23 protein-coding genes are annotated in these 21,784 nt (G+C 41.3%); 6 read left to right on the top strand and 17 right to left on the bottom strand.

Annotation, left to right across the window (positions count from 1 at the left end; all coding sequences use genetic code 11):
• A complete protein-coding gene (locus AC1D69_RS09965) occupies positions 1 to 1,257 on the top strand; it encodes a BaiN/RdsA family NAD(P)/FAD-dependent oxidoreductase (protein WP_495455984.1) in 1,257 nt (418 codons plus the stop codon).
• Positions 1,258 to 1,313: 56 nt separating this feature from the next.
• Here the strand turns inward: AC1D69_RS09965 and AC1D69_RS09960 are convergent, their stop codons facing one another.
• The 3 genes from AC1D69_RS09960 to AC1D69_RS09950 all read right to left on the bottom strand — a co-directional run bounded on the left by AC1D69_RS09960 (position 1,314) and on the right by AC1D69_RS09950 (position 3,807).
• Positions 1,314 to 2,579 carry an ABC transporter permease gene (locus AC1D69_RS09960; RefSeq protein ID WP_495455983.1) on the bottom strand — a complete coding sequence of 422 codons (1,266 nt, stop codon included), beginning with the start codon at positions 2,577 to 2,579 and terminating at the stop codon, positions 1,314 to 1,316.
• 14 nt (positions 2,580 to 2,593) lie between these two features.
• On the bottom strand, positions 2,594 to 3,322 hold the full coding sequence (locus tag AC1D69_RS09955; RefSeq protein WP_495455982.1) for an ABC transporter ATP-binding protein: 729 nt from the start codon (positions 3,320 to 3,322) through the stop codon (positions 2,594 to 2,596).
• Positions 3,323 to 3,426: 104 nt separating this feature from the next.
• Positions 3,427 to 3,807, bottom strand: coding sequence for a hypothetical protein (locus tag AC1D69_RS09950; protein ID WP_495455981.1), 381 nt, complete (start codon positions 3,805 to 3,807; stop codon positions 3,427 to 3,429).
• A gap of 262 nt (positions 3,808 to 4,069) precedes the next feature.
• On the opposite strand from AC1D69_RS09950, the gene AC1D69_RS09945 reads away from it, so the two are divergent.
• Positions 4,070 to 4,537, top strand: a complete 468-nt coding sequence (locus tag AC1D69_RS09945; RefSeq protein WP_495456072.1) for a MarR family winged helix-turn-helix transcriptional regulator — start codon at positions 4,070 to 4,072, stop codon at positions 4,535 to 4,537.
• A 121-nt stretch (positions 4,538 to 4,658) separates the two neighbouring features.
• Here the strand turns inward: AC1D69_RS09945 and AC1D69_RS09940 are convergent, their stop codons facing one another.
• Complete coding sequence (locus AC1D69_RS09940) at positions 4,659 to 6,134, bottom strand: MDR family MFS transporter (protein WP_495456071.1); 1,476 nt, start codon at positions 6,132 to 6,134, stop codon at positions 4,659 to 4,661.
• A 297-nt stretch (positions 6,135 to 6,431) separates the two neighbouring features.
• On the opposite strand from AC1D69_RS09940, the gene AC1D69_RS09935 reads away from it, so the two are divergent.
• Positions 6,432 to 6,857 carry a YlbF family regulator gene (locus AC1D69_RS09935; protein WP_495455980.1) on the top strand — a complete coding sequence of 142 codons (426 nt, stop codon included), beginning with the start codon at positions 6,432 to 6,434 and terminating at the stop codon, positions 6,855 to 6,857.
• 173 nt (positions 6,858 to 7,030) lie between these two features.
• Here the strand turns inward: AC1D69_RS09935 and AC1D69_RS09930 are convergent, their stop codons facing one another.
• Complete coding sequence (locus AC1D69_RS09930; RefSeq protein ID WP_495455979.1) at positions 7,031 to 7,567, bottom strand: hemerythrin domain-containing protein; 537 nt, start codon at positions 7,565 to 7,567, stop codon at positions 7,031 to 7,033.
• A gap of 359 nt (positions 7,568 to 7,926) precedes the next feature.
• Here AC1D69_RS09930 and AC1D69_RS09925 point away from each other — a divergent pair, with 359 nt between their 5' ends.
• Positions 7,927 to 8,988, top strand: coding sequence for a tellurite resistance/C4-dicarboxylate transporter family protein (locus tag AC1D69_RS09925; RefSeq protein WP_495455978.1), 1,062 nt, complete (start codon positions 7,927 to 7,929; stop codon positions 8,986 to 8,988).
• A 79-nt stretch (positions 8,989 to 9,067) separates the two neighbouring features.
• Here the strand turns inward: AC1D69_RS09925 and AC1D69_RS09920 are convergent, their stop codons facing one another.
• The 3 genes from AC1D69_RS09920 to AC1D69_RS09910 all read right to left on the bottom strand — a co-directional run bounded on the left by AC1D69_RS09920 (position 9,068) and on the right by AC1D69_RS09910 (position 11,029).
• Positions 9,068 to 9,637 carry a GNAT family N-acetyltransferase gene (locus AC1D69_RS09920; RefSeq protein WP_495455977.1) on the bottom strand — a complete coding sequence of 190 codons (570 nt, stop codon included), beginning with the start codon at positions 9,635 to 9,637 and terminating at the stop codon, positions 9,068 to 9,070.
• A 163-nt stretch (positions 9,638 to 9,800) separates the two neighbouring features.
• Entirely contained in the window at positions 9,801 to 10,271 is a 471-nt protein-coding gene (locus AC1D69_RS09915) for a disulfide oxidoreductase (RefSeq protein WP_495455976.1), read from the bottom strand.
• A 2-nt stretch (positions 10,272 to 10,273) separates the two neighbouring features.
• Complete coding sequence (locus AC1D69_RS09910; protein ID WP_495455975.1) at positions 10,274 to 11,029, bottom strand: DsbA family protein; 756 nt, start codon at positions 11,027 to 11,029, stop codon at positions 10,274 to 10,276.
• A gap of 217 nt (positions 11,030 to 11,246) precedes the next feature.
• On the opposite strand from AC1D69_RS09910, the gene AC1D69_RS09905 reads away from it, so the two are divergent.
• On the top strand, positions 11,247 to 12,026 hold the full coding sequence (locus AC1D69_RS09905) for an alpha/beta hydrolase (protein ID WP_495455974.1): 780 nt from the start codon (positions 11,247 to 11,249) through the stop codon (positions 12,024 to 12,026).
• A 178-nt stretch (positions 12,027 to 12,204) separates the two neighbouring features.
• Here AC1D69_RS09905 and AC1D69_RS09900 read toward each other — a convergent pair whose 3' ends face one another.
• From AC1D69_RS09900 to AC1D69_RS09875, 6 genes are all read right to left on the bottom strand, one after another.
• Positions 12,205 to 12,624, bottom strand: a complete 420-nt coding sequence (locus tag AC1D69_RS09900; RefSeq protein ID WP_495455973.1) for an organic hydroperoxide resistance protein — start codon at positions 12,622 to 12,624, stop codon at positions 12,205 to 12,207.
• Between the two features lie 187 nt (positions 12,625 to 12,811).
• Entirely contained in the window at positions 12,812 to 13,147 is a 336-nt protein-coding gene (locus tag AC1D69_RS09895) for an iron-sulfur cluster biosynthesis family protein (RefSeq protein WP_495455972.1), read from the bottom strand.
• Between the two features lie 22 nt (positions 13,148 to 13,169).
• Positions 13,170 to 13,877: a Crp/Fnr family transcriptional regulator gene (locus tag AC1D69_RS09890; RefSeq protein ID WP_495455971.1), complete on the bottom strand. Its 708-nt coding sequence runs from the start codon at positions 13,875 to 13,877 to the stop codon at positions 13,170 to 13,172.
• 22 nt (positions 13,878 to 13,899) lie between these two features.
• Positions 13,900 to 14,064, bottom strand: coding sequence for a rubredoxin (rd, locus tag AC1D69_RS09885; RefSeq protein ID WP_495455970.1), 165 nt, complete (start codon positions 14,062 to 14,064; stop codon positions 13,900 to 13,902).
• Between the two features lie 38 nt (positions 14,065 to 14,102).
• Positions 14,103 to 15,317 (bottom strand): NAD(P)/FAD-dependent oxidoreductase, encoded by a 1,215-nt coding sequence (locus tag AC1D69_RS09880; protein WP_495455969.1) that lies wholly within the window; start codon positions 15,315 to 15,317, stop codon positions 14,103 to 14,105.
• A 33-nt stretch (positions 15,318 to 15,350) separates the two neighbouring features.
• Entirely contained in the window at positions 15,351 to 16,586 is a 1,236-nt protein-coding gene (locus AC1D69_RS09875) for an FprA family A-type flavoprotein (RefSeq protein WP_495455968.1), read from the bottom strand.
• 315 nt (positions 16,587 to 16,901) lie between these two features.
• On the opposite strand from AC1D69_RS09875, the gene AC1D69_RS09870 reads away from it, so the two are divergent.
• A complete protein-coding gene (locus AC1D69_RS09870) occupies positions 16,902 to 17,381 on the top strand; it encodes a GAF domain-containing protein (protein WP_495455967.1) in 480 nt (159 codons plus the stop codon).
• Between the two features lie 78 nt (positions 17,382 to 17,459).
• On the opposite strand, the gene AC1D69_RS09865 is transcribed toward AC1D69_RS09870, so the two are convergent.
• The 3 genes from AC1D69_RS09865 to AC1D69_RS09855 all read right to left on the bottom strand — a co-directional run bounded on the left by AC1D69_RS09865 (position 17,460) and on the right by AC1D69_RS09855 (position 21,646).
• A complete protein-coding gene (locus AC1D69_RS09865; RefSeq protein WP_495455966.1) occupies positions 17,460 to 17,915 on the bottom strand; it encodes a TipAS antibiotic-recognition domain-containing protein in 456 nt (151 codons plus the stop codon).
• Between the two features lie 420 nt (positions 17,916 to 18,335).
• Positions 18,336 to 20,330: an endonuclease MutS2 gene (locus AC1D69_RS09860; RefSeq protein WP_495455965.1), complete on the bottom strand. Its 1,995-nt coding sequence runs from the start codon at positions 20,328 to 20,330 to the stop codon at positions 18,336 to 18,338.
• A gap of 572 nt (positions 20,331 to 20,902) precedes the next feature.
• Positions 20,903 to 21,646 (bottom strand): GTP pyrophosphokinase, encoded by a 744-nt coding sequence (locus AC1D69_RS09855; protein WP_495455964.1) that lies wholly within the window; start codon positions 21,644 to 21,646, stop codon positions 20,903 to 20,905.
• Between the last annotated feature and the right edge of the window lie 138 nt (positions 21,647 to 21,784).

Raw genomic sequence — 21,784 nt, 5'->3', positions numbered from 1 at the left:
ATGAAATATGATGTAATTGTTGTAGGTGGAGGCCCATCTGGACTCATGGCCTGTGTAGCGGCTGGTAGTAAAGGTGCTTCCGTTCTACTTATAGATAAAGGAGATAAACTTGGCCGTAAGCTAGGAATATCCGGTGGAGGACGTTGCAATGTGACGAATGCCAAGGAGACTGAAGATTTAATTGCCCATATCCCAGGAAATGGTCGCTTTCTCTATAGCGCGTTTGGGCATTTTAACAACCGTGATATTATGGCTTTCTTTGAAGGTCTGGGTATTGCGCTGAAAGAAGAAGATCATGGAAGAATGTTTCCTGTCACCGATAAAGCATCTAGTGTGGTCAACACGTTATTGAGCAAAGTACGCGAATTGGGAGTCAAGATCATGACGCATAGTCCGATTGCGGAGGTTCTTTACGAGAATGGGCAGACAGCGGGCGTGAGGTTAATCTCGGGAGAGCGGATAAAGTCTTCTAGCGTTATCGTTGCAACAGGTGGTAAATCAGTACCACAGACTGGCTCTACGGGAGATGGATATGCGTGGGCAGAGGCAGCTGGACATACCATTACAGAATTATATCCTACGGAGGTTCCTATTGTTTCGAATGAACGTTGGATACACAGTCGTGAGCTACAAGGACTTTCTCTTCGAAGTGTGGAACTATCGGTGTGGAATCCCAAAGGGAAGAACGTAATTCACCATCGTGGTGACTTTATATTCACTCATTTCGGAATATCAGGTCCAATTGCGTTACGCTGTAGCCAATTTATTCGCCAAGTACAAAAGAAGTTCAACGTCAAGGAAGTAGAAATGTCTGTGGATCTCTTCCCAGACTACTCCCCGACAGAACTCGATGCGCTTCTTAAGGAACGTCTAGAATCTGAGCCTAAGAAGGCCATTAAGAATGTATTAAAGGGCCCCATCCCTGAACGGATGATCCCTCTTCTCTTATCCAAGGCAGAATTAGACGGAGATATCACGTATGCTCATTTACAAAAAAATCAGTGGCAAGCTTTCTTAGCTACTCTAAAAAAGTTTAGCTTCTATGTTGTCGGGACCAAATCACTTGATGAAGCTTTCGTTACTGGTGGAGGTGTCCATCTGAAAGAGGTAAATCCCAAAACGATGGAATCAAAGTTGATGCCTGGATTATTTTTTTGCGGAGAGATTCTAGATATTCATGGCTACACTGGGGGATATAACATCACCGCCGCGTTCTCTACAGGTTATACTGCAGGAATGCACGCAGCAGACAACTAATTAATTAAGAAGTAGCGCAGTTATAAAGGCAGTACGCCTTTTACTGCGCTATTTATTTAGGATCTAGATCTAGATAAGGTCAACAGCGCCAAAATGTAACTAGTAAACCCATACAAGGTAAACACTAACGGGACCACAAGTAGCCAGCCCCAACCCATACCCAACCAAGATAAAGAAAAGGTCAACGATATAACCACTGTAAAAGGTAGAAGCAGCGTTCGAATGGCTATCGTACGTGCTTGTGCCGTCAGATCTAGCGACCATGGAAGGAGTGCAATCCATTCATCATTGACAAAACGTACCCAATATAGATAATGCCAATAGGTAAATAATATATATGTAGCCAACAGCAGTATACATTTGATTATGATAGGTGGCCAAATCATAGCTAGTACACATACACCGGTAAATTGTACATATAGCTTCAGATCTTGTGGGTTGCGAAATGAGGCTTTTACAGCCGCACCTGCCAAGCGTCTTTCCGCTGAGCGTGAACGGTACAGATATGGTGAGTTTCTGAAAAGCCATGTTTTGGTCCGCGTTGCACGAGGTTTATCGATCGCTTGACTTAACATCAGGCCAGTTAGCCTTACGCGCAGTTTACTATCCTCTTGTACATCATTCATGAACGTACCCTGCATCTTCAATCGGACGCTAATGAACAGAAAGACAATACACAACAATACGAAAGAGATGAGGAGCAATTTCTGCGGCTCCTCCATCCATATGAAAGTAACCTGTGCGTATAAAGAACAGAGAACTCCAATCGTAGGAATTAGAAAGAGTTGCCGTCTCCATCCTACGTAATTCACACTTATCATATGGCGACTCCAAGCAACGATCCAACTCGCGGTTATTGAAAAAATCAAGTAACTTAACGCTTCAACAGCATTTAAGTCTAACCGTTGTACTAGGAATGGCAATAAAATAACAAATACTACAGTACTCGTGATTATAATCATCGTCATACTATATATTGCGCCGCGAAGCATGATTCCGGACATAAAACGATGGGCCCTCCGAATGAACAGTACATCACCCTCTTGCACGAAGAGAAGTATACTCGCTCTGTACATCAAAAGTACCATGAGAGATGGAAATATCGACCCTGGCAGAGCTTCACTCCAGCTTGGTAGCCCCTCCACCCATAAACCATAATACAATCGACCAGATAATAAGACCCCTGGAATTAGAACATAGAGCCATACAGACCAATCCGAAATGGATCGAAAAACAGTCATCTGGTTTCGAGCATGTTCCTTCAACCGACGCCAAAATAGATTGCTGGGTCCTGTAAATTGATAGGTTCCTCTCGACTTCATCCTATTCCCTTCCATTACATCAACCTATCGAAACACTCAAATAACGATGCTTCTGCTGGTTGCTCTGCAATTCTCCGAATATCCCCCAACGTCCCTTGTGCAACTACTTTACCTTCCGAGATCATGATAAATGCATCGCATATTTTCTCTGCCGTATCTAGTACATGCGTGGACATCAATACGCCTGCACCTCGACGGCGCTCCTCCTCCAATAACCCCAGGAAATCTATCGTTGCACGAGGATCCAGTCCGATAAAAGGCTCATCTACAATATATATATCAGGGCATGCTAGAAACCCAATCATCAACATCATCTTTTGTTTCATTCCTTTAGAGAAGCCTGCAGGCAATAGATTCCTCGACTGAGTCATACCGAAACGCGTAAGTAGTTCCTCTGCATGGTGGACAAAAGTTTCATACTCTATTTCATAGGCCGCTGCAGCAAGATCCAAGTGTTCCCATAATGTTAAGTCCTCATAAAATATAGGTTGCTCTGGAATATATGCATATTTACCCGTACCGCCTCCAATAGACACCTCTGCTTGCACATGCTTCAGAAGCCCGAGAATTGATTTGATTGTAGTACTCTTACCCGCTCCATTCGGTCCAATAAGTCCTAATAATTCACCTTGCTTTACCTGAAAGGAGATATTTGAAATACAAGATTCACCCTCGTCGTATCCTGCCCGCTTAATACTAACCTCTAGCACTGTATTCAGTCCCGGTTCGCTAAACATATCCATACATATCTCCCCCACAATCTTTCCCCTCTTATATAGAAGAAACTTTTGTACACCCCTTCAACATTGCTTAACGTTTCGAAGTAACGAAAAGCTTCAATATATTATTAAGAGGCCATCTCTGTTAACCCTTTCGATTGGGCAATGTCGGTATCCTTCTTTTCTATCCAGAATCTAACGAACAGTACACCTAGTCCCAATATGAACATCAAAGAACCGGAGACAATGAAGGCTGCGCCATAAGCCGTTACTAATGCGCCACCTACTATAGGACCACCAATCATCATAGGAATAGCCACGCAAAGCGAGAAAATAGTGATCTCCCACGGAGTTGCATTCCATTTAAAACCCACCAAAGTGAAGATTGCTAGGATATGTAACCAATCTCCTAAATTAGAAATAATCTGTGCAGTAATCAGTACTACAAATGAGCGATTGCCTAGTAAGGGCATTCTAGTGGTCATATTAACACGATTGGATTGATTCAATTCTTCCACTCCTCTAAGGTATAAATCTATATCTATACGATAAGGGATGTGGTCTTGCTCACCATCGGTCTACAGGATGAAATAAGACTTATACGCAAGAATGATCTTATGTGAGACTGTAGAGCGATAATTGCTTTATTTTTAAATATTAAAAAGTGTTGTGATTGTGACAAATCACATGTCCATCATGATAACACTTCGCTTAGTATATAAATATAGTCATCAAATTAAGCCATTTATGAATGTAAAGGCGGTGAGAAGCTTGATTCAAATTCAAGAAGTAGATACTCAAATCTCTCTACACTTGTACCGTGTGTTTGCCAAATCGTTCAAGAGTGTGAATGAGCATGCCGTAATGGGAAGTAAGATCGAAGGCTTCAACCCAACAGCGTTTGCTGTGATGGAAGTTCTCTATTATAAAGGAGCACAACCCATTCAGCAGATTGGCGCTAAGTTGTTACTACAGAGTGGAAATGTCACCTATGTTATAGATAAATTGGAGGAGCGTGGTTACCTCCGTCGCAAGCCTTGCCCTACGGACCGTCGTGTTATTTTTGCCGAGCTGACTGCTGAAGGCGAGCAGCTTATGAACGATTTGTATCCCAAATTCTCAGAACGAATTCATCGAGCACTCAGTGGACTAAATGCCGAAGAGAAATGCCAAATGATCTTACTGCTCAAGAAAATGGGAATTCAAGCGGAGAGACTTTCTCCTTCTATGCGGAAATAGCAAATACGTAAAGAGGTTCCAACTTATACAGTAAAACAAGAATAGATCGACTTTCTTATATTTGAACAAAAGAACCTGAGGGAAAACTTCCCTCAGGTTCTTCGTTATGTTACTACATAAGTTATGATTGTTCTGGAGTCAACGACTCTCCTTCTTCGGAAGGAACTTTATTTCTAAACCTAGTCACTACCAACATGCTGATGATTGCAACGATGGCCATAACGATAAAGAGCGAATGCAAACTTCCCTCCATCACGCTGCGCATACTGAGCCACACAGACTCTGATATGCCCTGATTACCTTCAGGCGTGAGTAACTTATTAATATCTGATTGGTCCAGGTTCTCTGCACCCGGTGTATCTTGTATTAAGTTTGCCATTCTCAAATTGATCCATGAACCAAAAGCAGCTACACCCACTGTCTGCCCAAGCGAACGAATAAACGTGTTGAGCGCTGTAGAGGAACCTCTCAGATGATAACCCACAGAAGACTGTGCAATAAGTGTGAATACCGTGGAAGTAAATCCGAATCCCACTCCATAGATAAATGTAAGACTCAACAAGATCACACTCTGTGTCTCTCCAGTCATGAATGCCATGCCTAGAGCACCGATCACGATACCTAACATGCCAATCACAGTTGTCTTACGCGAGCCTGCTGTAATTAACATTTTCCCACCAATAATAGACCCTATAATCCAACCGATGGACATAGGAGCCATGGCTAGACCCGAGAAGGTGGCATTCTTGCCCAAGACACCCTGAATCCACAGAGGAGTATACGTTGTAAGTCCAATTAAGAGCGCGCCAATGAGCAAATTTGCAATAGACGATACGGCAATATCGCGAATTCGAAAGAGCTTCAGTGAGAGCATTGGCTCCTCTGCTTTGTTCTCTACAATAAAGAACAGAATTAAAAAAATAACTGCAATCACCATACATCCAATTAATAATGGTGAATTCCATGCGAAGTATTGCCCTCCTGTAGCTAGTGAGAACAATAATGCCGTAACACCAATCGTAAATGTAACCGCACCTGCAATATCAACCTTAGCTTTGCGACTTACATTATGTTTGGGAAGATACCGTAGTATAAGGAGGATCGATAAAATACCGAATGGCACATTAAATCCAAATATCCAGCGCCAGCTCCAATAATCAACAAGATAACCTCCGATTAATGGCCCAACTAAGGAAGAAATACCCCAAATCGAGCTAACTAACGCTTGAGCCTTAGCACGTTGTTCAATAGGATAGATATCACCAATAATCGTAAAGGATACCGGAACAATTGCCCCTGCGCCAATCCCCTGAATTGCACGAAAGATGATGAGTTGCTCCATACTCTGGGAGAATCCACACAGCAACGATCCAATGACGAAGATTAGCGATCCGGCTATAAATACCGGTTTGCGACCATAGATATCGCTAATTTTTCCAAAAATAGGCGTGGTGACTGCCATCGTTAGAAGGTAGGCGGTAAATATCCAGCTCATCAGTTGCATCCCACCAAAATGACTTACTATGGCCGGACCCGCAGGTCCAGTAACCGTGCCCTCAATTGCTGATAAGAAGGTGGATAGTAGAATACCCGCCATAATGAAATTTCTTTGTTTACCTTGTATTGAATTCACAACATTTAATTCCTTTCTACTGTTCAATGAAAGATATGCCTCTAGTATTTTACAGTAAATCTAACATGAATGCATCGACTATTTGTTGAAATCCTAACGACTAAAATGCGAAGGGGTTCCAGATCCCTAAGATGTATCCACTTCTGAATCAGAGCGTCCCACTCATCCACCCCAAAAATACTCCATTTGTGAGAGCAGTCACATGGGTGTCGTACAACTCGTTGTAGAGTAAATGAGGAAGATAATAAGGGGGGCAAGTCCATGATCGTTAAAATGAATACAAATGCAGTCTTGGAGAAAATGGCGGAGCTTTGCTCAGCGTTACTGCAACAAGACGAATATAAGGAATTGCGACAAATGATCGACCAATTCACAGAAGACGAGAGCGCGATTGAGCAATATGAGCGATTCTTGGAGAACCATCGTACCCTTCAGCAAAAGGATGCTCAAGGATTAGTACGAACAGAGGCGGAGATCAACGACTACGAACAGGAGGAACGTGCCTTATACAATAATGATGTCATACGTAGATTTCTATATGCACAGAAAGAATTCAACCAACTTCACAATTCAATTAGCAAGTATTTCACTACAGCCATTGAACTCAACAAAATACCAGAGACTAGTGAAATGCAAGCAGGTGGTTGCGGTTGTGGGGGAAGCTGCGGTTGTGGCGGAGAACACTAACTGCATAGCAAACAAGTAGAAACGGGTGCCGTTCTTTTTAAGAATGGCACCCCTTTTGGTGGAAATATAGGGGATAGAGTATTAAGTGAAACCTTTACTCGCTTATAATATAAAGAAAACGGTAGCCCCAAGCTTATGGGACTACCGTTTGCGCTTTAATTCCTCACCTTCTGTTACACAGAAGTATTCATCACGCGCGGAAACAAAACATTATTCTCTAAATGTATATGTTGAAACAGATCCAACTCTAACTCCTGCAGTCTTTGGTAAGTCAATTTATGGGTGGCCGATGCTTCTTCGGGCAGTGTATAATCCCCGGTTATTTCCCGAATTTGTTTAAGGATGGACTCACACGATTCATGCTCATCTTCAAGCTTCTCGATCATACGTCTGCATTTCTGAAATATGAGACCCGATTGTTCTTGCTCAAATCTCTTAATCGCTGGGAACATATCCAGTTCTTCCTTCGGCAGATGACTCATCAGTTCCTTATGCATCTCTGTGAATAACATGCGAACCTTGGTCAGTTCCTGATGACGCGTTCCATCGACATTCTCAATTTCATACAGATATTGTTCGATCTCAGGTAGCGTTCTGTACAAATAACCATGATGCACATTCACGATATGATCAATTAATTCGCTGAATGAACTTTCCATAAAATCAATCTCTCGTGACACTGTTGAAGAAGTTATAGCGATATGCTTCATATTTATACGTACCTCCTGTACTGTACCGATTTCCGAATTCCATCTGACTTTTCCGTCGGCAATCGCCGCCCAACGTCAATCCTTACTTCGGTAATCAATTTATCATGCATTTCCGCTAATGATTGTGATACCAATCACGATCTTAATGCTCTGATCAACAGATTAATAATAATCACAGAGTTATGCAACAAATGTGTAGAATTCGAATAGGACCGATCCAATTTGTACAATTTAACCCTGTGACTGTCCTCACTAAGACGCACTAACCTCTACTCTATAATTAAAAAGAAAGAATTTAATTAGCAGCGCTAATGCGCAGTAAAGTCAAAATCGAAAAATAATAAATTGGAGTTGGTCGAATGGTTAGCTTCATCCAACAAAAAGCAGCCAATCTATTTCCGGGCTATTTCTCAGTGATTATGGCTACAGGAGCTTTGTCTATCGCAACATTTCTACTCGGAATGACCCCGATTTCCAAGGGTTTGTTGTATTTCAATATCGTGGCCTACGCAACATTATGGTTATTAACACTCATTCGTATATTCTTATACTTTCCCAGAATAAAGGAGGATTTGACCAGCCACATTGCTGGTCCCGGATTCTTCACGATCATTGCTGGGTCCTGTGTCTTAGGATGTCAACTTATTATCGTCAATAATAATTATTCCGTCGCCTTTTTTTTATGGTTTCTAGGTATTTCATTATGGGTATTGATCATGTACACATTTTTCTTTGCGGTCACCATTCGAAAGAATAAACCTACTTTAGCAGAGGGGATTAACGGGGCTTGGTTAATTGCAGCAGTCTCAACACAATCCATATCTGTATTAGGTACCTTGCTCTCTCCCTATGCAGTAAATGAAAGAGAAATCATCTTATTCTTTACGCTATGTATGTACTTGCTGGGATGTATGCTGTATCTGAACATCATTGCACTCATCTTTTACAGATTCACTTTTGTGGAACTGAAATTCGCTGCGCTTACTCCTCCTTATTGGATCAATATGGGTGCTGTTGCGATTACTACGTTGGCTGGCTCTACTTTAATCCTTCATTCACAGCATTCGCCTCTCCTCATACTGATTACGCCATTTTTAAAAGGATTTACTTTATTCTTTTGGGTTACAGGAACATGGTGGATTCCTTTGCTATTTATCCTTATGATCTGGCGTCATCTATATCACCGCTATCCATTAACCTATGACCCTCAATTTTGGGGGATGGCATTTCCACTTGCCATGTATACTACGAGCACTTATCAGTTATCGAAAGCCTTAGAAGTTTCCTTTCTTCTAGCTATCCCCCGATTCATGGTGTTTATCGCAATGGCTGCATGGTTACTTGTCTTTAGTGGACTTATACATCATTTATATCTTAGTTTGAAACAGCACTATAGCTCATCGCTTGAGCCTCCAACATAATCATAACCGCAAGAAGAGGATCGAGTTGAATCATCCACAACAACCATGAATGTACGGAAGTAATCGTCGCGACGTCCCCTTATTTATGCTTATGTAGCCACTCGCTATACAGTAATGAATAAATGTAGACATCTTGAAATCCTTCTTCCGTATGTCGATAATCCCGAAGGCGTCCCTCCCGCTGGAAACATTGAGATAAGAAAAGTTGACTTGCCCGTTCATTTCTAGGATCTACTAAAGCCTCTATACGATGGAGCCCCATCACTTCAAATCCAAATTCTAATAACAAACCTATAGCTTCACGCATGTACCCATGTCCCCAGTAAAGGCTAGACAGCTCACACCCGATTTCCCCACGAAATGCCCCTTCCAGTTGCCACATATTGAAGCCACAACTTCCCATCCATTCACCGCTTGCTTTGTTCACAATGCCCCATCTCAACCCATCTTCTGTCTTCGACAAGACGTTCAGAAATTGAATCATCTCCACCGCGCTAGATACATTCTCAAGTTCGGGAATCCCTGAGTATTCACGAACCTCATCTCTCGACCAACATTCAAACAACAATAAGGCATCCTCAACTTCCATCCTGCGAAGCAGAATTCGTTCACTTTCAAGCTTCGGAATGTTCCCGTCGCATATGTACATGTTACACAACTCCCTGTTTTTCCTTGAATATCAACACTCTACCACTAGAATGACCTTTTTCAAACCGAAATATATATATCCCTTCATATGAGAACAAAAAAAGGATAGAGAATCGGGATGTACCCCGAAACCTCTATCCATCTTTCACATCTCTCGTATCTGCTTACATCTCTTCTTGAATATGTTCTTCTTCTAGATCGATCTCTTCATCCTCTTCCTTGACTCTACCGACCAATAGCAACGTAATGATCATCACGAAAGCAATAAGTGCAAGTAAGGGAATCGTAATGAATCCGAACCAATCTAGATAATCTACATTACAAGGTATTCCCACAGAACATGGTGCAACCTTGGCAAATGAAGGAACCATCTGCTCCAAGTAATGATATATCGATATACATCCACCAAGGATACTCAAAGGAAGTACGTAGGAGATGATGTTTCGATCATCTTTATAACTAGCTATCCCCAATAGAATCACCTGAGGGTACATAAATATTCTCTGGAACCAGCAAAGTCTACAAGGCTCAAATAACATGACTTCACTTAAATATAAGCTACCACACGTTGCAACAATAGATACAACCCAAGCTAAATATAGGGAATACGTTCTGAAGAACCCTTTACTTTTCATGGTTATTTCTCCTCTTGCCCCGCACTTTGTACTGTTATTTCCTCATTGATTGCCTTTGCAAGGTCATCATAGTTATAGCCATTCGGATTAGGTATAAATTGCTTACCATTAATAAAGAACGAAGGTGTACTACGCACGTTATTATCATCCGCAATATTCTGGTGCTCGTCTACTTCCTTCTGATACGTCTTCTTCTTAATATCTTCAGCTAACTTATCATAGTCAACAGCAATCTTCTCTTGGCGAGCGAGTTCCACAAGATATTCTGGTGTAGCCCACTCTGTATTCTCATCCTTCTGGTTATCATACAGAGCATGATAATACTTCCAGAACTCTTCATTATTCTGATGGTATACCGACTGTGCTGCCAATGCAGCTGTGTTGGAATCCTTATCTGGATCTATAACTAGGTAGTTCATATAATAAAAAGATACGAGGCCTTTATCTACGAAATCCTTCACTAACTGAGGCTTGAAGTTCTGACTAAAATATTGACAGGATGGACATTTATAATCGCCAAACTCTACTATTTTGACAGGCGCATCTGGATCCCCAACGATCGGTAGATTATCATATGCAAATGAAACCGTGTTGTCTTTCGAACTATCATCCGAATTCGATTGTATGACTAAGAGAACAATCGCAAGGATGACAATACAGGCTCCCGTAATCCACATAATTTTTTGCGTAAGCTTTCTTTGACGTTCTTTCTCGGCCTTACGTATGGCCATTGCATTGGCATTTTTCTTCGGTTTCATGAACCTCTTCTGACCCCTTCCTTCTCACACATTAGATTGTCAACCAAACATCTCACATTTTACCATAAAAAATCTATTTAACTATAACAATTATAGTAACTTACTAGGTTCAAGTCAAACCTTTATAAGCTATATTTCACATCAAAATTGGCTCGTAGAGACTCATTTCTACTATAATCATAGTAGGCTAGTAAATAATAGGTGAGGGGTTGTCGTCATGGCATTATTTCGATGTAACTTTTACTCTGAGGTCCTTGGTTTAAGCACTTCTATGACGGTTATTCTGCCACAACAAACGAGAACGCAGATTGGCATGAGCAACAATATATTAGGAGATAAACATCCAACATTGTATTTGTTACACGGACTCTCCGATGATGATTCAATCTGGCTGCGCCGCACTTCTATTGAGCGATATGTGGCTGAGATTGGACTTGCTGTGGTTATGCCTCAAGTTCATCTGAGCTTCTATACAGATATGGCTCAAGGAAATCGCTATTGGACCTTTCTAAATGAGGAGCTACCTCAACTAGCAAGGTCTTTCTTCCCGTTATCCGATGCAAGAGAAGATAATTATGTAGCTGGATTATCTATGGGTGGATACGGAGCAATGAAGTTAGCACTTCGCCGTCCCGATCAATATGCTGCAGCTGCTAGTCTGTCTGGCGCGTTAGATATGGCTAATGTGATCCATCGGCAAGAACCCCTTGTGAACTATACACACATATTCGGTGATCAAGATATTCATGGCACAGATAATGATATCCTTCATCTACTTCAGCAGTGTAATCAAACAGAAGGGCCTAAACCACTTCTCTATCAATGTTGTGGAACAGAAGATTTCCTATACGAGGACAACCAAACCTTTAGAAAGGCCTGCGCCCACACGGATTTGGATCTAACGTATGAAGAAGAGAGCGGGAGCCATGATTGGGGATATTGGGATGCCAAAATCCAAGATGTATTGAAGTGGCTACCTATACGTAAGCAAGTATAAGCAACTACTCGATCAACACAAGCATAAACGATCTCATCGTCCTTTAACGACGAAGAAACGTTTAGCGTTGATATAAGCCTATTTATAAGTGGAAATACTTATAAATTCTTATATTTTAAAATAAACCTGACGAAGAAACGCTCGTCAGGTTTATTTATGCTGTTAAATATTATATAGGTTAACCAATCGCTCTAATCTCTACATCAATATTACCTCGAGTTGCATTTGAATAAGGGCATACCTGATGGGCAGCATCGGCTAGTTCTTGCGCTTTGGCTAGATCAACACCGTCAACTTTAACCTCCATCACAACAGCAAGTTTAAAGCCTTCACCCTCTTTGAAAATAGAAACATTCGCCGTCACTTCAGTTCCTGTTACTTCGTTGACTTGCTTCTTCTCAACAACTAAATTCAGAGCACTACCGAAACATGCTGAGTAACCCGCTGCAAAAAGTTGTTCTGGGTTCGTCCCATCTCCACCTGTACCACCTAACCCTTTAGGAGATACAATGTTCAAATCTAATTGTCCATCAGAAGAGACAGCTCTACCCTCTCTTCCACCCTTTGTTGTTACCGTTGCAGTATAAAGTGCATTCATATTCATGTCCTCTTTTCTTTGTAAACATTTATTGGCGCCCTCGCCGTAACCCAATACTAAGTATTACCCCAATGAAAATAAACAAAACAAAAACAGGGCCACATTTATATGACATAGAAAGGGCACATTCGCGAAAATCACTAACGAATGTGCCCTTTATTTCACTATAGATCAGAACTTGAATTACCTAGTCGGTTGTCTCTTGCCGCATATCCCGAATGTTAACATGAGTGCTATAGATCATGGAGTGACTGACTAACTTAAAGTCGGAATAATTCTCCTCTGCGTCAAGTCGCAGAACACTTTCATAGAAGAGCTGATGCTGTTGGTCGATTACAAAGGAAAACGAACCGGCATCCATTGCAACATCGTATTTGCCCCCCTGATTCTGAATAAGCAGTGTGGTAACACCATCACAACCACATCCTTCATTATCATAGAACATTTTGATAACACCAGATTGCTCTCCAAGATTCTCTAGAAGTCTGCGCTCAGCCACAGGTGATATATCCAACTTAATCATCACTACAATTCTCCTTCTTATCCTAATCCATATATTCGTTCAGTTTCTGCATGTTGGAAATCGTAATCTCTCGTGTGCCGTTGATCTGGATAATGCCCAAATCCTCAAATTTGCTGAACTTACGACTGATCGTTTCACGAGTAACACCTACGTAGTTCGCCATTTCTTCCCGTGATAGAGGTAACTTTACCTTGGTATGCCCTTTGTTCAACTTCCCATATTTATGCCCAAGTTCTTGAATCATATAGGCGATACGAATTTCCGGGTCTTTTGTAGCCAGACTTTGGGCCAAATTCTCCGTATGTGCCAATCTTTTAGTAATACTCTTAAGTAGTTTCAGTGAGATGTCCGGATTCTCATCAATGATGTGCTCCATGTCACTCTTGGTCAGCATACAGATCTCCGTATCCGTTAGAGCATACGCACTGAAGTTACTTAATTCATCGCTATTAAAAATGTTTAACTCACCGAAAAAATCACCCGTTGAGAGAATGTGTAAAATCTGCTCCTTACCTTGAGGTGTTATTTTCAAAAGTTTAACATGACCTTGTTGGATGATATATAGTGTATCCGAAGGCTGCTCCTCTACGATCAAAGCTTCTCCCTTACTGTACTTTCTATGCCTTATCATGGCACTGACCTTGGCAAGGTCTTCGTCAGATAACGATGTAAAGATAGGAACTTTGCGGGCGCAGGGTTCCTCCGAGTATTGGCAAGAATGCTTTGTCATAACCTTTCCCCCACAATCATTACTATTCTTCAATAGGAGCAAACTGATCCTGGTCTTCACCGCATACCGGGCAGACCCAATCCTCAGGAAGATCCTCGAATGCTGTGCCCGGCATGACGTCTTCGTCAGGATCACCTATTGCTGGATCATAGATATAGCCACATGGCTTACAAATATATTTTTTCATATTATTATCTCCTTATATCTATATTTAACGTGTTATTTCTATGATCTATTGCTGAATTCTACCATAATTTCATCCAGGCTAGTGTGATTGAGATCAATTCCATCAAGCTTAACATTCTTTTCAATCAACGACTTATACGTGAGCGAAGCAGCAACACCCTCGAAAGATATCACGCCCGATAGAGCACCCTCTTTCATAAAAATACGTGTGTAAGGCTCTTCTTCTACCCGATGTACGCTAGCATCACATTGATGATCATCCACTTGACCCATAGAGAAAAGAGGTGTCTCAAACGAATTGAACAACGTAACTGGCACTGGACGTTGGTAAGCAACTGTGTTGTTGGCCATATTGGCTCCGGCAATCTTCCCTTGTTCAATCGCACTTCCCCATAAGCCTTCTACTTTACCCTGAAATTCGGCAGCATCACCTGCCGCATATATATGAGCAGCGCTGGTCTGCATATTTTCATTTACAATGATGCCCGTCTGTACCAGAATACCTGCATGTTGCGCGAGGGTAACATTCGGTATAATGCCTATGGAGTACACGACGTGCTCACACGGAAGAAATAACCCATTTTCTAGCTCTACACCCTGCACGCAATCTGTCCCAATAATTTGTTTAACACCCCGCCCAATCTCTACATTAGCTCCATAGCTCGTGACTCTCCGTTTAAGGAGCTCTGAGGCTTGCGCATCAAGTTGTCTACCCATAAGACGCGGGCTAGCTTCCACAATCGTTACCTCATAACCCGCATCAATAAAGGACCATGCGGTCTCTATGCCTTGCACACCGCCACCAATCACGCAAATACGATCTCCGTGCTGCAAGCTTGCCTTTAACCGATCCGCATCGTTCATATCTCTAATATTGTGAACATTGCGTAGTGTGGCACCTGTTATGGTTAGCTTTCGATTTGTCGCTCCAGTACATAAGAGAAGCTTATAATAAGAAATAACCTGCCCGTCTGAAGTCACCACTACTCTGTCATCCGGATCAATCTTACTGATTGTAGTCCCGTTATGCACATCAATTCTATTCTCTCGATACCATTTATCCTTCTTTATTAACACTTTCTCGCTGTGGAGATCCGTGAATAACCCTTTGGAAAGCTTAATTCTATTGTAAGGTAGCGTTTCTTCTTCCCCATATATGGAGATTATCGCATCACAGTCGTGGTCCCTAATTGCCTTGGCTGCATGTACGGCAGCTGTACCACTACCGACAATAACATAACGTTTCTCTGTCATTTATATCTTCCTTTCACTTCCTTTTTATGTGAATCAAATCGCGCTGAGCAGTAGATCTGAGACGAACTCGGCTGCATTTCTAATCAAAGTGATTTTCTCCTGCTCCTTAGGAGAAAAACGGACGCGGATTGGGAATTCCACATGGGTCATTCCTGTTGTTTTGATAACGTGTGAAGTACTCTGTACCGTCATGTTCGTGCCGTTCAGATAGTCCTGTACCACCTCAATCGCTTCACCACTCCAGCCGTAAGATCCGAAGGCAGCTGCAATTTTCCCTTCCAGATTCATAGGTTGTAACTTACGTAAAATACCTTCCAAATTTCCGATCATATCCGCATATTTGGTTGATGTTCCGATAAATACAGCATCGGCGGTTTCAATGCTATTGAGAATATCCGTTTCTTCTGCCTTATCCGCATCCCAGAGCTCCACCACAATGTTGTTCTCAGCAAAACAATCTTGCAAGATATGCGCCATCTTCTTGGTATTATTCTTGATTGTAGTATAGACGATAGCAACCTTCTTACCCTCCGTCGTCTCAGAGCTAAATGTGTCATATAGATCAATGTATTTGGAAATGTCATTCCGAAGAATATATCCATGTGAAGGGGCAATCATGTCAATTTCAAGGTCCTTAACAGCCTCAATCAATGTCCGCACATATCTTCTGTGTGGGTGAATGATTGCCTGATAATAACCCGTGAAGTCATCCATAATATCCAATTCGGATTCATCTTCGAAGAGGTGATCTACAGCTACATGTGTACTGAAGATATCGCATGGGAATAATATTTTATCTTCGATACAGTAAGTGATCATCGTTTCTTCCGTATGAAGATAAGGTGTCTCTTTGAACAACAGTGTCTTCCCACCGATATCAAGCTGATCTCCATCTTTGATGACTAAGAAATTCCGATGCTGAAGCTTGTACATTTGTTGAATCTCAGGTACGGCAATCTCCGTACACACGATGGTGGCGTTGGTTGCTTTTGATGCAAGTGCAGCTAATCCCCCCGAGTGATCAGGTTCTGTATGGTTGATGACAATATATTGTATATCCAACGGATCGATTAGCTCGGCCAATTGTTCTGCAAACTCTCTTCCGAATTCCATATCCACAGTATCAATAACTGTAGGTTTGCCCGTTTTGAGTAAGTAAGAGTTATATGTGGTCCCTTTTGTTAAAAGAAGACGGTGAAAAGGAACCTCACGTTCATCAATTTTTCCCACCCAATATATATCCTTTGCTATTTTAAATCCTGGTTTCATCTGAATAACCTCCTGAGAAATAATATTTATTTATAACTTGATTCTATTCCCTCTCTTCAACTTAAAAATTGATTGAAATCAAATTTTAAATATAAATTGGCAGACCAAGGATGTATACCTTGAGCTGCCAATTTGTATTTGTACGTCATTTTGTTCTGAATAAAGATTGTTTACGTGCTATGATCCGTCGCTGATAACACTTCAGTGCATCTATTCCCCTACTAATAGGGTATTTTTCTCTTTTCTCTTGACGGGAGGGGGCGCACTGTACTATCTTTTATAATTAACCCATGGTTAAAAGAAAGGTGGAGTGTAATGTTTCAAGCGATTCCATACGAAGGTGACCGTAGTAGTTCATTTACAGCTGTGTTAGAACAATTAAAATCACTTATTCATGACGAACCTAACTCCATCGCTAATCTCGCAAATGCATCCGCATTACTTAACCTATTTATGAAAGATATTAATTGGGTTGGGTTCTACATTTATGATGGTAAGGAGCTCGTTCTGGGTCCATTTCAAGGATTACCTGCGTGCATACGCATTCCATTGAATCGTGGAGTCTGTGGTGCTGCAGCAAATGAGCGCCGGACATTCTTAGTCGATGACGTTCATGAATTCCCAGGCCATATTGCCTGCGATGGTGCCACAAACAGTGAAATTGTAGTTCCTATTATAAAAGATGGAGAATTATACGGGGTTCTAGATATTGATAGCCCTCTAAAAAGTCGATTTGACGCTAAAGAACAACAATTCCTAGAGAAATTCGTAGACATTCTAACGGCTCAACTGTAGTTCATAGGATTAATCATACAAAAAGAGGTTGCCCTTTCCGATAGCACTTATCGAAGGGCAACCTCTCCTTGTATAATATTATAATTGTTGCTTCGCAAATATTTTCATTCCTTCACAAAAATATTTTGCAAGATCTGGATGATAGGAATCATATATTTTTTTGAATTCGGGTTGATTCACATATAACTCGCCTAGACTAATATATACATCCGCGCTAGGGGTATAGAATCTTCCAATGGACTCAAAGTGTTGAGCAATAATGTGTTGGGATTGGGGACTTCCAGGAGCAAGTCCAGCCTCAAGGACCCCTTTTAATTGAATATTTATTTGATCCACCTTGGCTTGAGATTCCAAATAATCTTCCTTAGTCCATTGTTGCATTTTCTCTTTACTCTCATCAATTAAATCCTGTGAATCATCATCTCCATATCGTTGTAAGATATCTTGTTCAAATGGTTCTTGCTCATATCTGTCCTGTTCATATTGTTCCTGTTCATCCGCATATACCCCCGATTGCATTTCATCTGGTTTCATAACATACCCCTTCCATATGGACGATCTCTCTATCCATTCTTATTTTTAGTACAAATCTATTTACTCCTAGGATAAAATCATCAACCATCGTACGAGAAGTATCATCCATTCACCTTTTATCCAGGGAAAGTATTATATTGAATAGCCTTACATATCCCATTTACCCGCATGAATATAATTAAAACAAAAAACTCCAATTATTTTTGAGACTTTTCAAGAAAGGCTTGTCTATCCATAAAAATGCGATTATTAGACTCAATTTAAAATATTTACTAATTTTATGTTCATTTTTGTAACGGCTGTTCGAGGTAAAAATAATTCGAAAAAATGACCCGCAGGATCGGTTTTTTCATAACCAAGTGACTATCCCACGGGCCTTTATTCATTTCAACAGTTATTCATGAACATAGAAAATCATCATCATTCTTCTCCTGGTCCTCTTGTAATATGCAGTCCCTCTACGTGTTTACGTTCCATAGTTCGTCTCTTCTTCCGATTCTCTTTGGAATCAAAAATAATACTCATATCATAATCATCGGGGTACAGTTCACCTTTCTCCAGAAATAATTGGAGTCGTTTCTTGTTCACTTGGTGTTTATGTTTCTGAATCATCACGCCTACCATGCCCATGCTGTCTTCTAATTTATAGACAATCCCTGTCTTCCCGAAGGTGCTCACATAGACACTATCACCCACTTCGAATGTAGCAGAGGGCGCCAGTTTCTTCTTTGTATTGTTGTCATGATCCGTTGCCTCTCTCATCACACGTTTTCCTGTTCCCATTGGGTATCCTTCACCCGATGGTTTGATTTTCATAGATTCCGCTTCAGCTACATTCTCACTACCTTCGATGAACACATGTTGCGCCCAATCTCCGGACATGGGATGATCCTGCTTCGTGATGATGTCCCGCGATCTATTTACGATGACAGAAGCCATGCCAAGTTTCTGAGCAATCTCAATCGCATAACTCTGCCCTGACTCTCCGATCGTGAGACGGTATAAGGGTTCCAACGTCTCTACATCGAATTCCATACGAGCATTCTGAAATCCATCCGTTCGAGAAGCAAAGGTCTTCAACTCATTAAAATGGGTTGTGACCATCATACTGGCACCTTTACGATTTAATTCTTCCAGTATCGCAATGGACAATGCCATGCCTTCACCCGGATCTGTACCTGCTGCCAACTCATCGATCAATAAGAATGTAGACCGACCCGCAGCACTTACCATATGGGTGATCCTCTGAATTTGCGCTGAGAACGTGCTAAGTGATTGTTCGATACTTTGACCATCACCAATGACAGTCATAATATTGGAGAATACAGCGAACATACTACCAGCCTCCACAGGTACCAACATGCCGGATTGCGCCATGAGTGTGAGTAGGCCCATTGTTTTGAGAGCAACCGTCTTACCACCTGTATTCGGTCCCGTAATGATTAACGATCGATATCCCTCTCCGATCTCAACAGATAACGGAATCATCTTCTGTAGTAGTAAGGGATGTTTGGCTCCACGAACACTGATGATGCCCTTATCATTCAACTGGACAGCCATCCCTCCAATGGACCGTGCATACTTCGCTTTGGCAATAATGAAGTCATATGTCCCTGTGATCTCGATATTCAGATGTATCGCTGCCACGTCCGCCTCGAGTAAAAGAGTTAATTCATACAGCACTATTCCCTCTTCCCTTGCTTCGTCAGCTTCTAACATATTCATCTCGACTTGAAGATCTGAGATTTCATCTGGTTCCATATAAACCGTTTGTCCGCTAGTCGATTGATCCAACACGACGCCCTTGACCTGCTTATGATACTCCTTCTTCACTGGAATAACGTAACGCCCATTTCTTACACTTACTAAGCTCTCTTGTAGAATGGCTTGGTGTCTAGATAGAACGCTCGCTAACTTTTTCTGAATACGTTCCTTAATGACCACGATTTTCTTCCTAACTCGCTCCAGATTCTTACTCGCTTGGTCCGTCACTTTCCCATATTGAATACAACGCTCAATCTCACTCCTCACTTTAGAGAGATCATCGAGTGACAAGGCATACGTACTAATAACAGGTGCAATGTGCCCCTTACTCGCCATATACTTCTTCAACTGGTTGCAACTATTGAGAAAGGTATACATCGCCATCAGATCCTGTTCCGTAAACATGTAACCTGTATTCAATAAAGATACGACGTACTCGACTCCCTCTAAGGAAGGTAGTGGAATGCTGGCACCTTTCTCTATCAGCGCTCTGGCCTCATCTGTCTCCTCCATCGCACGTTGAATCGCCCTGATCTGATCCATGGGATGCAGTTCTGTAACTCTCTGTCTTCCGGCATAGGATACCGCATATTCCATAACATTTTCCTTCATCTTGTCATACTCCAACATACTTAAAGTTACATTATCCATGTTGTACATGAACCTCCTTTTATTATGAAAAAACAAAAAGAGGGCAAAGAAATGACGAATGTCATTCTTTGCCCTCGAATCCAGTTGTTCATTTCCTATGTAAACGCAAAAAATCGTGCTCCAAGAGCACGATCGCGTATAGTCCGAATAGAACGTCTCCTCATCATCACATTACGTGACGAGGAACTCCCATTCATTCTATATTTACAAAGAAATAAACAGCCAAAGGCGCCGTTTGATGCTTCGCGTGTTCTTAACTAGTCCAAGACCACCATACGGCATAAGAATCGTAGATTCGGCTTCATCGTCCTTATAAGGACGGTATCCGTTTCAACGAGAAATATAAGAATTAAGTATGAGATTAACTTAAATTTTCTTATATTTAAATAAACTCGCTCTCTCTCGAACGAAATTTTCTTAGCGTACAATCAGTCCATATGGAGTTTTATTAGTTAAGAACATACCCCGTCATCAAAATTTCTCCCCTTTGGTTAGGATGAAATTAATTTACCAATATTCCCATCTAAAGTCAATGGGCAGATGGATGGCTTTATAATTGTATCTGCTGCAATTTACCGGCTGCCATCAAGTAGCTTCATAAGATCTGTGGGAAGATGAAACTGCTGATTATTAATCATAATCCGTTTCAATTCATCCATGGAACCTTCATGTTGAGCATCCTTTATTTCTTGAATCTCATCATTAAGTCGCTCCATCTGTATGTCTAACGCATTAGCAGAATCTGCAGCAGCCTTCAACTCTTGGATAAGTTGTTCGGGTACAGATTGATTATACTTGTAGAATATTTTGTGCTCTAGACTTGCCCAGAAATCCATGGCAATCGTACGAATCTGTACTTCGACACACACATGTTCCACGCCATCCGATAGAAATACGGGAACTTGAAGCAATAAATGAAGACTCTTATACCCATTGGGCTTGGGATTCTTAATATAATCTTTCACTTCTAGGATGATCAGGTCATCTTGCTTCTGTAACATGTCTTGGATGCGATAAATGTCTGAAATGAAAGAGCACGTAATACGCAGACCAGCAATGTCTTTAATATTATTCCTCATACCTTCAAAGGATAGATCGAAATTTTTGCGAACCATCTTTTTCATAATACTCTCTGGTGACTTTAACCGCGACTTCGTATGTTCAATGGGACTATAATCATGTAATGTCTGAAATTCTTCCTTCAATATTTCAACTTTCGTCTCCATTTCATCTAATGCAAACTTATAAACCATCATAAACCGAGTAATATCATGCTTAAATTGTTTCAGTTGTTCGATCTGTGATTGAGTGTTCATTTCTAACTTCCTTCCATGGGTCAACAATAGATAAAAGAAGTCCCGCTACAACTAATACCTTTGTCTTAAGTATAATCATCCGTGATCATCTTTTCAATTTTAGCCATCACCAAAAAAAGACTGATCCGATACAAGACC

This window comes from Paenibacillus sp. Y301 (genome assembly GCF_059445505.1).
This window is presented reverse-complemented; position numbering and strand designations above follow the sequence as displayed.

Bases quoted from the DNA above. Each gene is read 5' to 3' on its own strand.
- AC1D69_RS09940 (WP_495456071.1), bottom strand. From the start codon at position 6,134: ATGGCGGGTATTCTACTATCCACCTTCTTATCAGCAATTGAGGGCACG.
- rd (WP_495455970.1), bottom strand. From the start codon at position 14,064: ATGAAAAAATATATTTGTAAGCCATGTGGCTATATCTATGATCCAGCA.
- AC1D69_RS09910 (WP_495455975.1), bottom strand. From the start codon at position 11,029: ATGAAACCGAAGAAAAATGCCAATGCAATGGCCATACGTAAGGCCGAG.
- AC1D69_RS09915 (WP_495455976.1), bottom strand. From the start codon at position 10,271: ATGAAAAGTAAAGGGTTCTTCAGAACGTATTCCCTATATTTAGCTTGG.
- AC1D69_RS09860 (WP_495455965.1), bottom strand. From the start codon at position 20,330: ATGGATAATGTAACTTTAAGTATGTTGGAGTATGACAAGATGAAGGAA.
- AC1D69_RS09880 (WP_495455969.1), bottom strand. From the start codon at position 15,317: ATGACAGAGAAACGTTATGTTATTGTCGGTAGTGGTACAGCTGCCGTA.
- AC1D69_RS09855 (WP_495455964.1), bottom strand. From the start codon at position 21,646: ATGAACACTCAATCACAGATCGAACAACTGAAACAATTTAAGCATGAT.
- AC1D69_RS09960 (WP_495455983.1), bottom strand. From the start codon at position 2,579: ATGAAGTCGAGAGGAACCTATCAATTTACAGGACCCAGCAATCTATTT.
- AC1D69_RS09865 (WP_495455966.1), bottom strand. From the start codon at position 17,915: ATGAAACCAGATGAAATGCAATCGGGGGTATATGCGGATGAACAGGAA.
- AC1D69_RS09925 (WP_495455978.1), top strand. From the start codon at position 7,927: ATGGTTAGCTTCATCCAACAAAAAGCAGCCAATCTATTTCCGGGCTAT.
- AC1D69_RS09955 (WP_495455982.1), bottom strand. From the start codon at position 3,322: ATGGATATGTTTAGCGAACCGGGACTGAATACAGTGCTAGAGGTTAGT.
- AC1D69_RS09890 (WP_495455971.1), bottom strand. From the start codon at position 13,877: ATGACAAAGCATTCTTGCCAATACTCGGAGGAACCCTGCGCCCGCAAA.
- AC1D69_RS09870 (WP_495455967.1), top strand. From the start codon at position 16,902: ATGTTTCAAGCGATTCCATACGAAGGTGACCGTAGTAGTTCATTTACA.
- AC1D69_RS09965 (WP_495455984.1), top strand. From the start codon at position 1: ATGAAATATGATGTAATTGTTGTAGGTGGAGGCCCATCTGGACTCATG.
- AC1D69_RS09935 (WP_495455980.1), top strand. From the start codon at position 6,432: ATGATCGTTAAAATGAATACAAATGCAGTCTTGGAGAAAATGGCGGAG.
- AC1D69_RS09875 (WP_495455968.1), bottom strand. From the start codon at position 16,586: ATGAAACCAGGATTTAAAATAGCAAAGGATATATATTGGGTGGGAAAA.
- AC1D69_RS09900 (WP_495455973.1), bottom strand. From the start codon at position 12,624: ATGAATGCACTTTATACTGCAACGGTAACAACAAAGGGTGGAAGAGAG.
- AC1D69_RS09930 (WP_495455979.1), bottom strand. From the start codon at position 7,567: ATGAAGCATATCGCTATAACTTCTTCAACAGTGTCACGAGAGATTGAT.
- AC1D69_RS09905 (WP_495455974.1), top strand. From the start codon at position 11,247: ATGGCATTATTTCGATGTAACTTTTACTCTGAGGTCCTTGGTTTAAGC.
- AC1D69_RS09895 (WP_495455972.1), bottom strand. From the start codon at position 13,147: ATGATTAAGTTGGATATATCACCTGTGGCTGAGCGCAGACTTCTAGAG.
- AC1D69_RS09920 (WP_495455977.1), bottom strand. From the start codon at position 9,637: ATGTACATATGCGACGGGAACATTCCGAAGCTTGAAAGTGAACGAATT.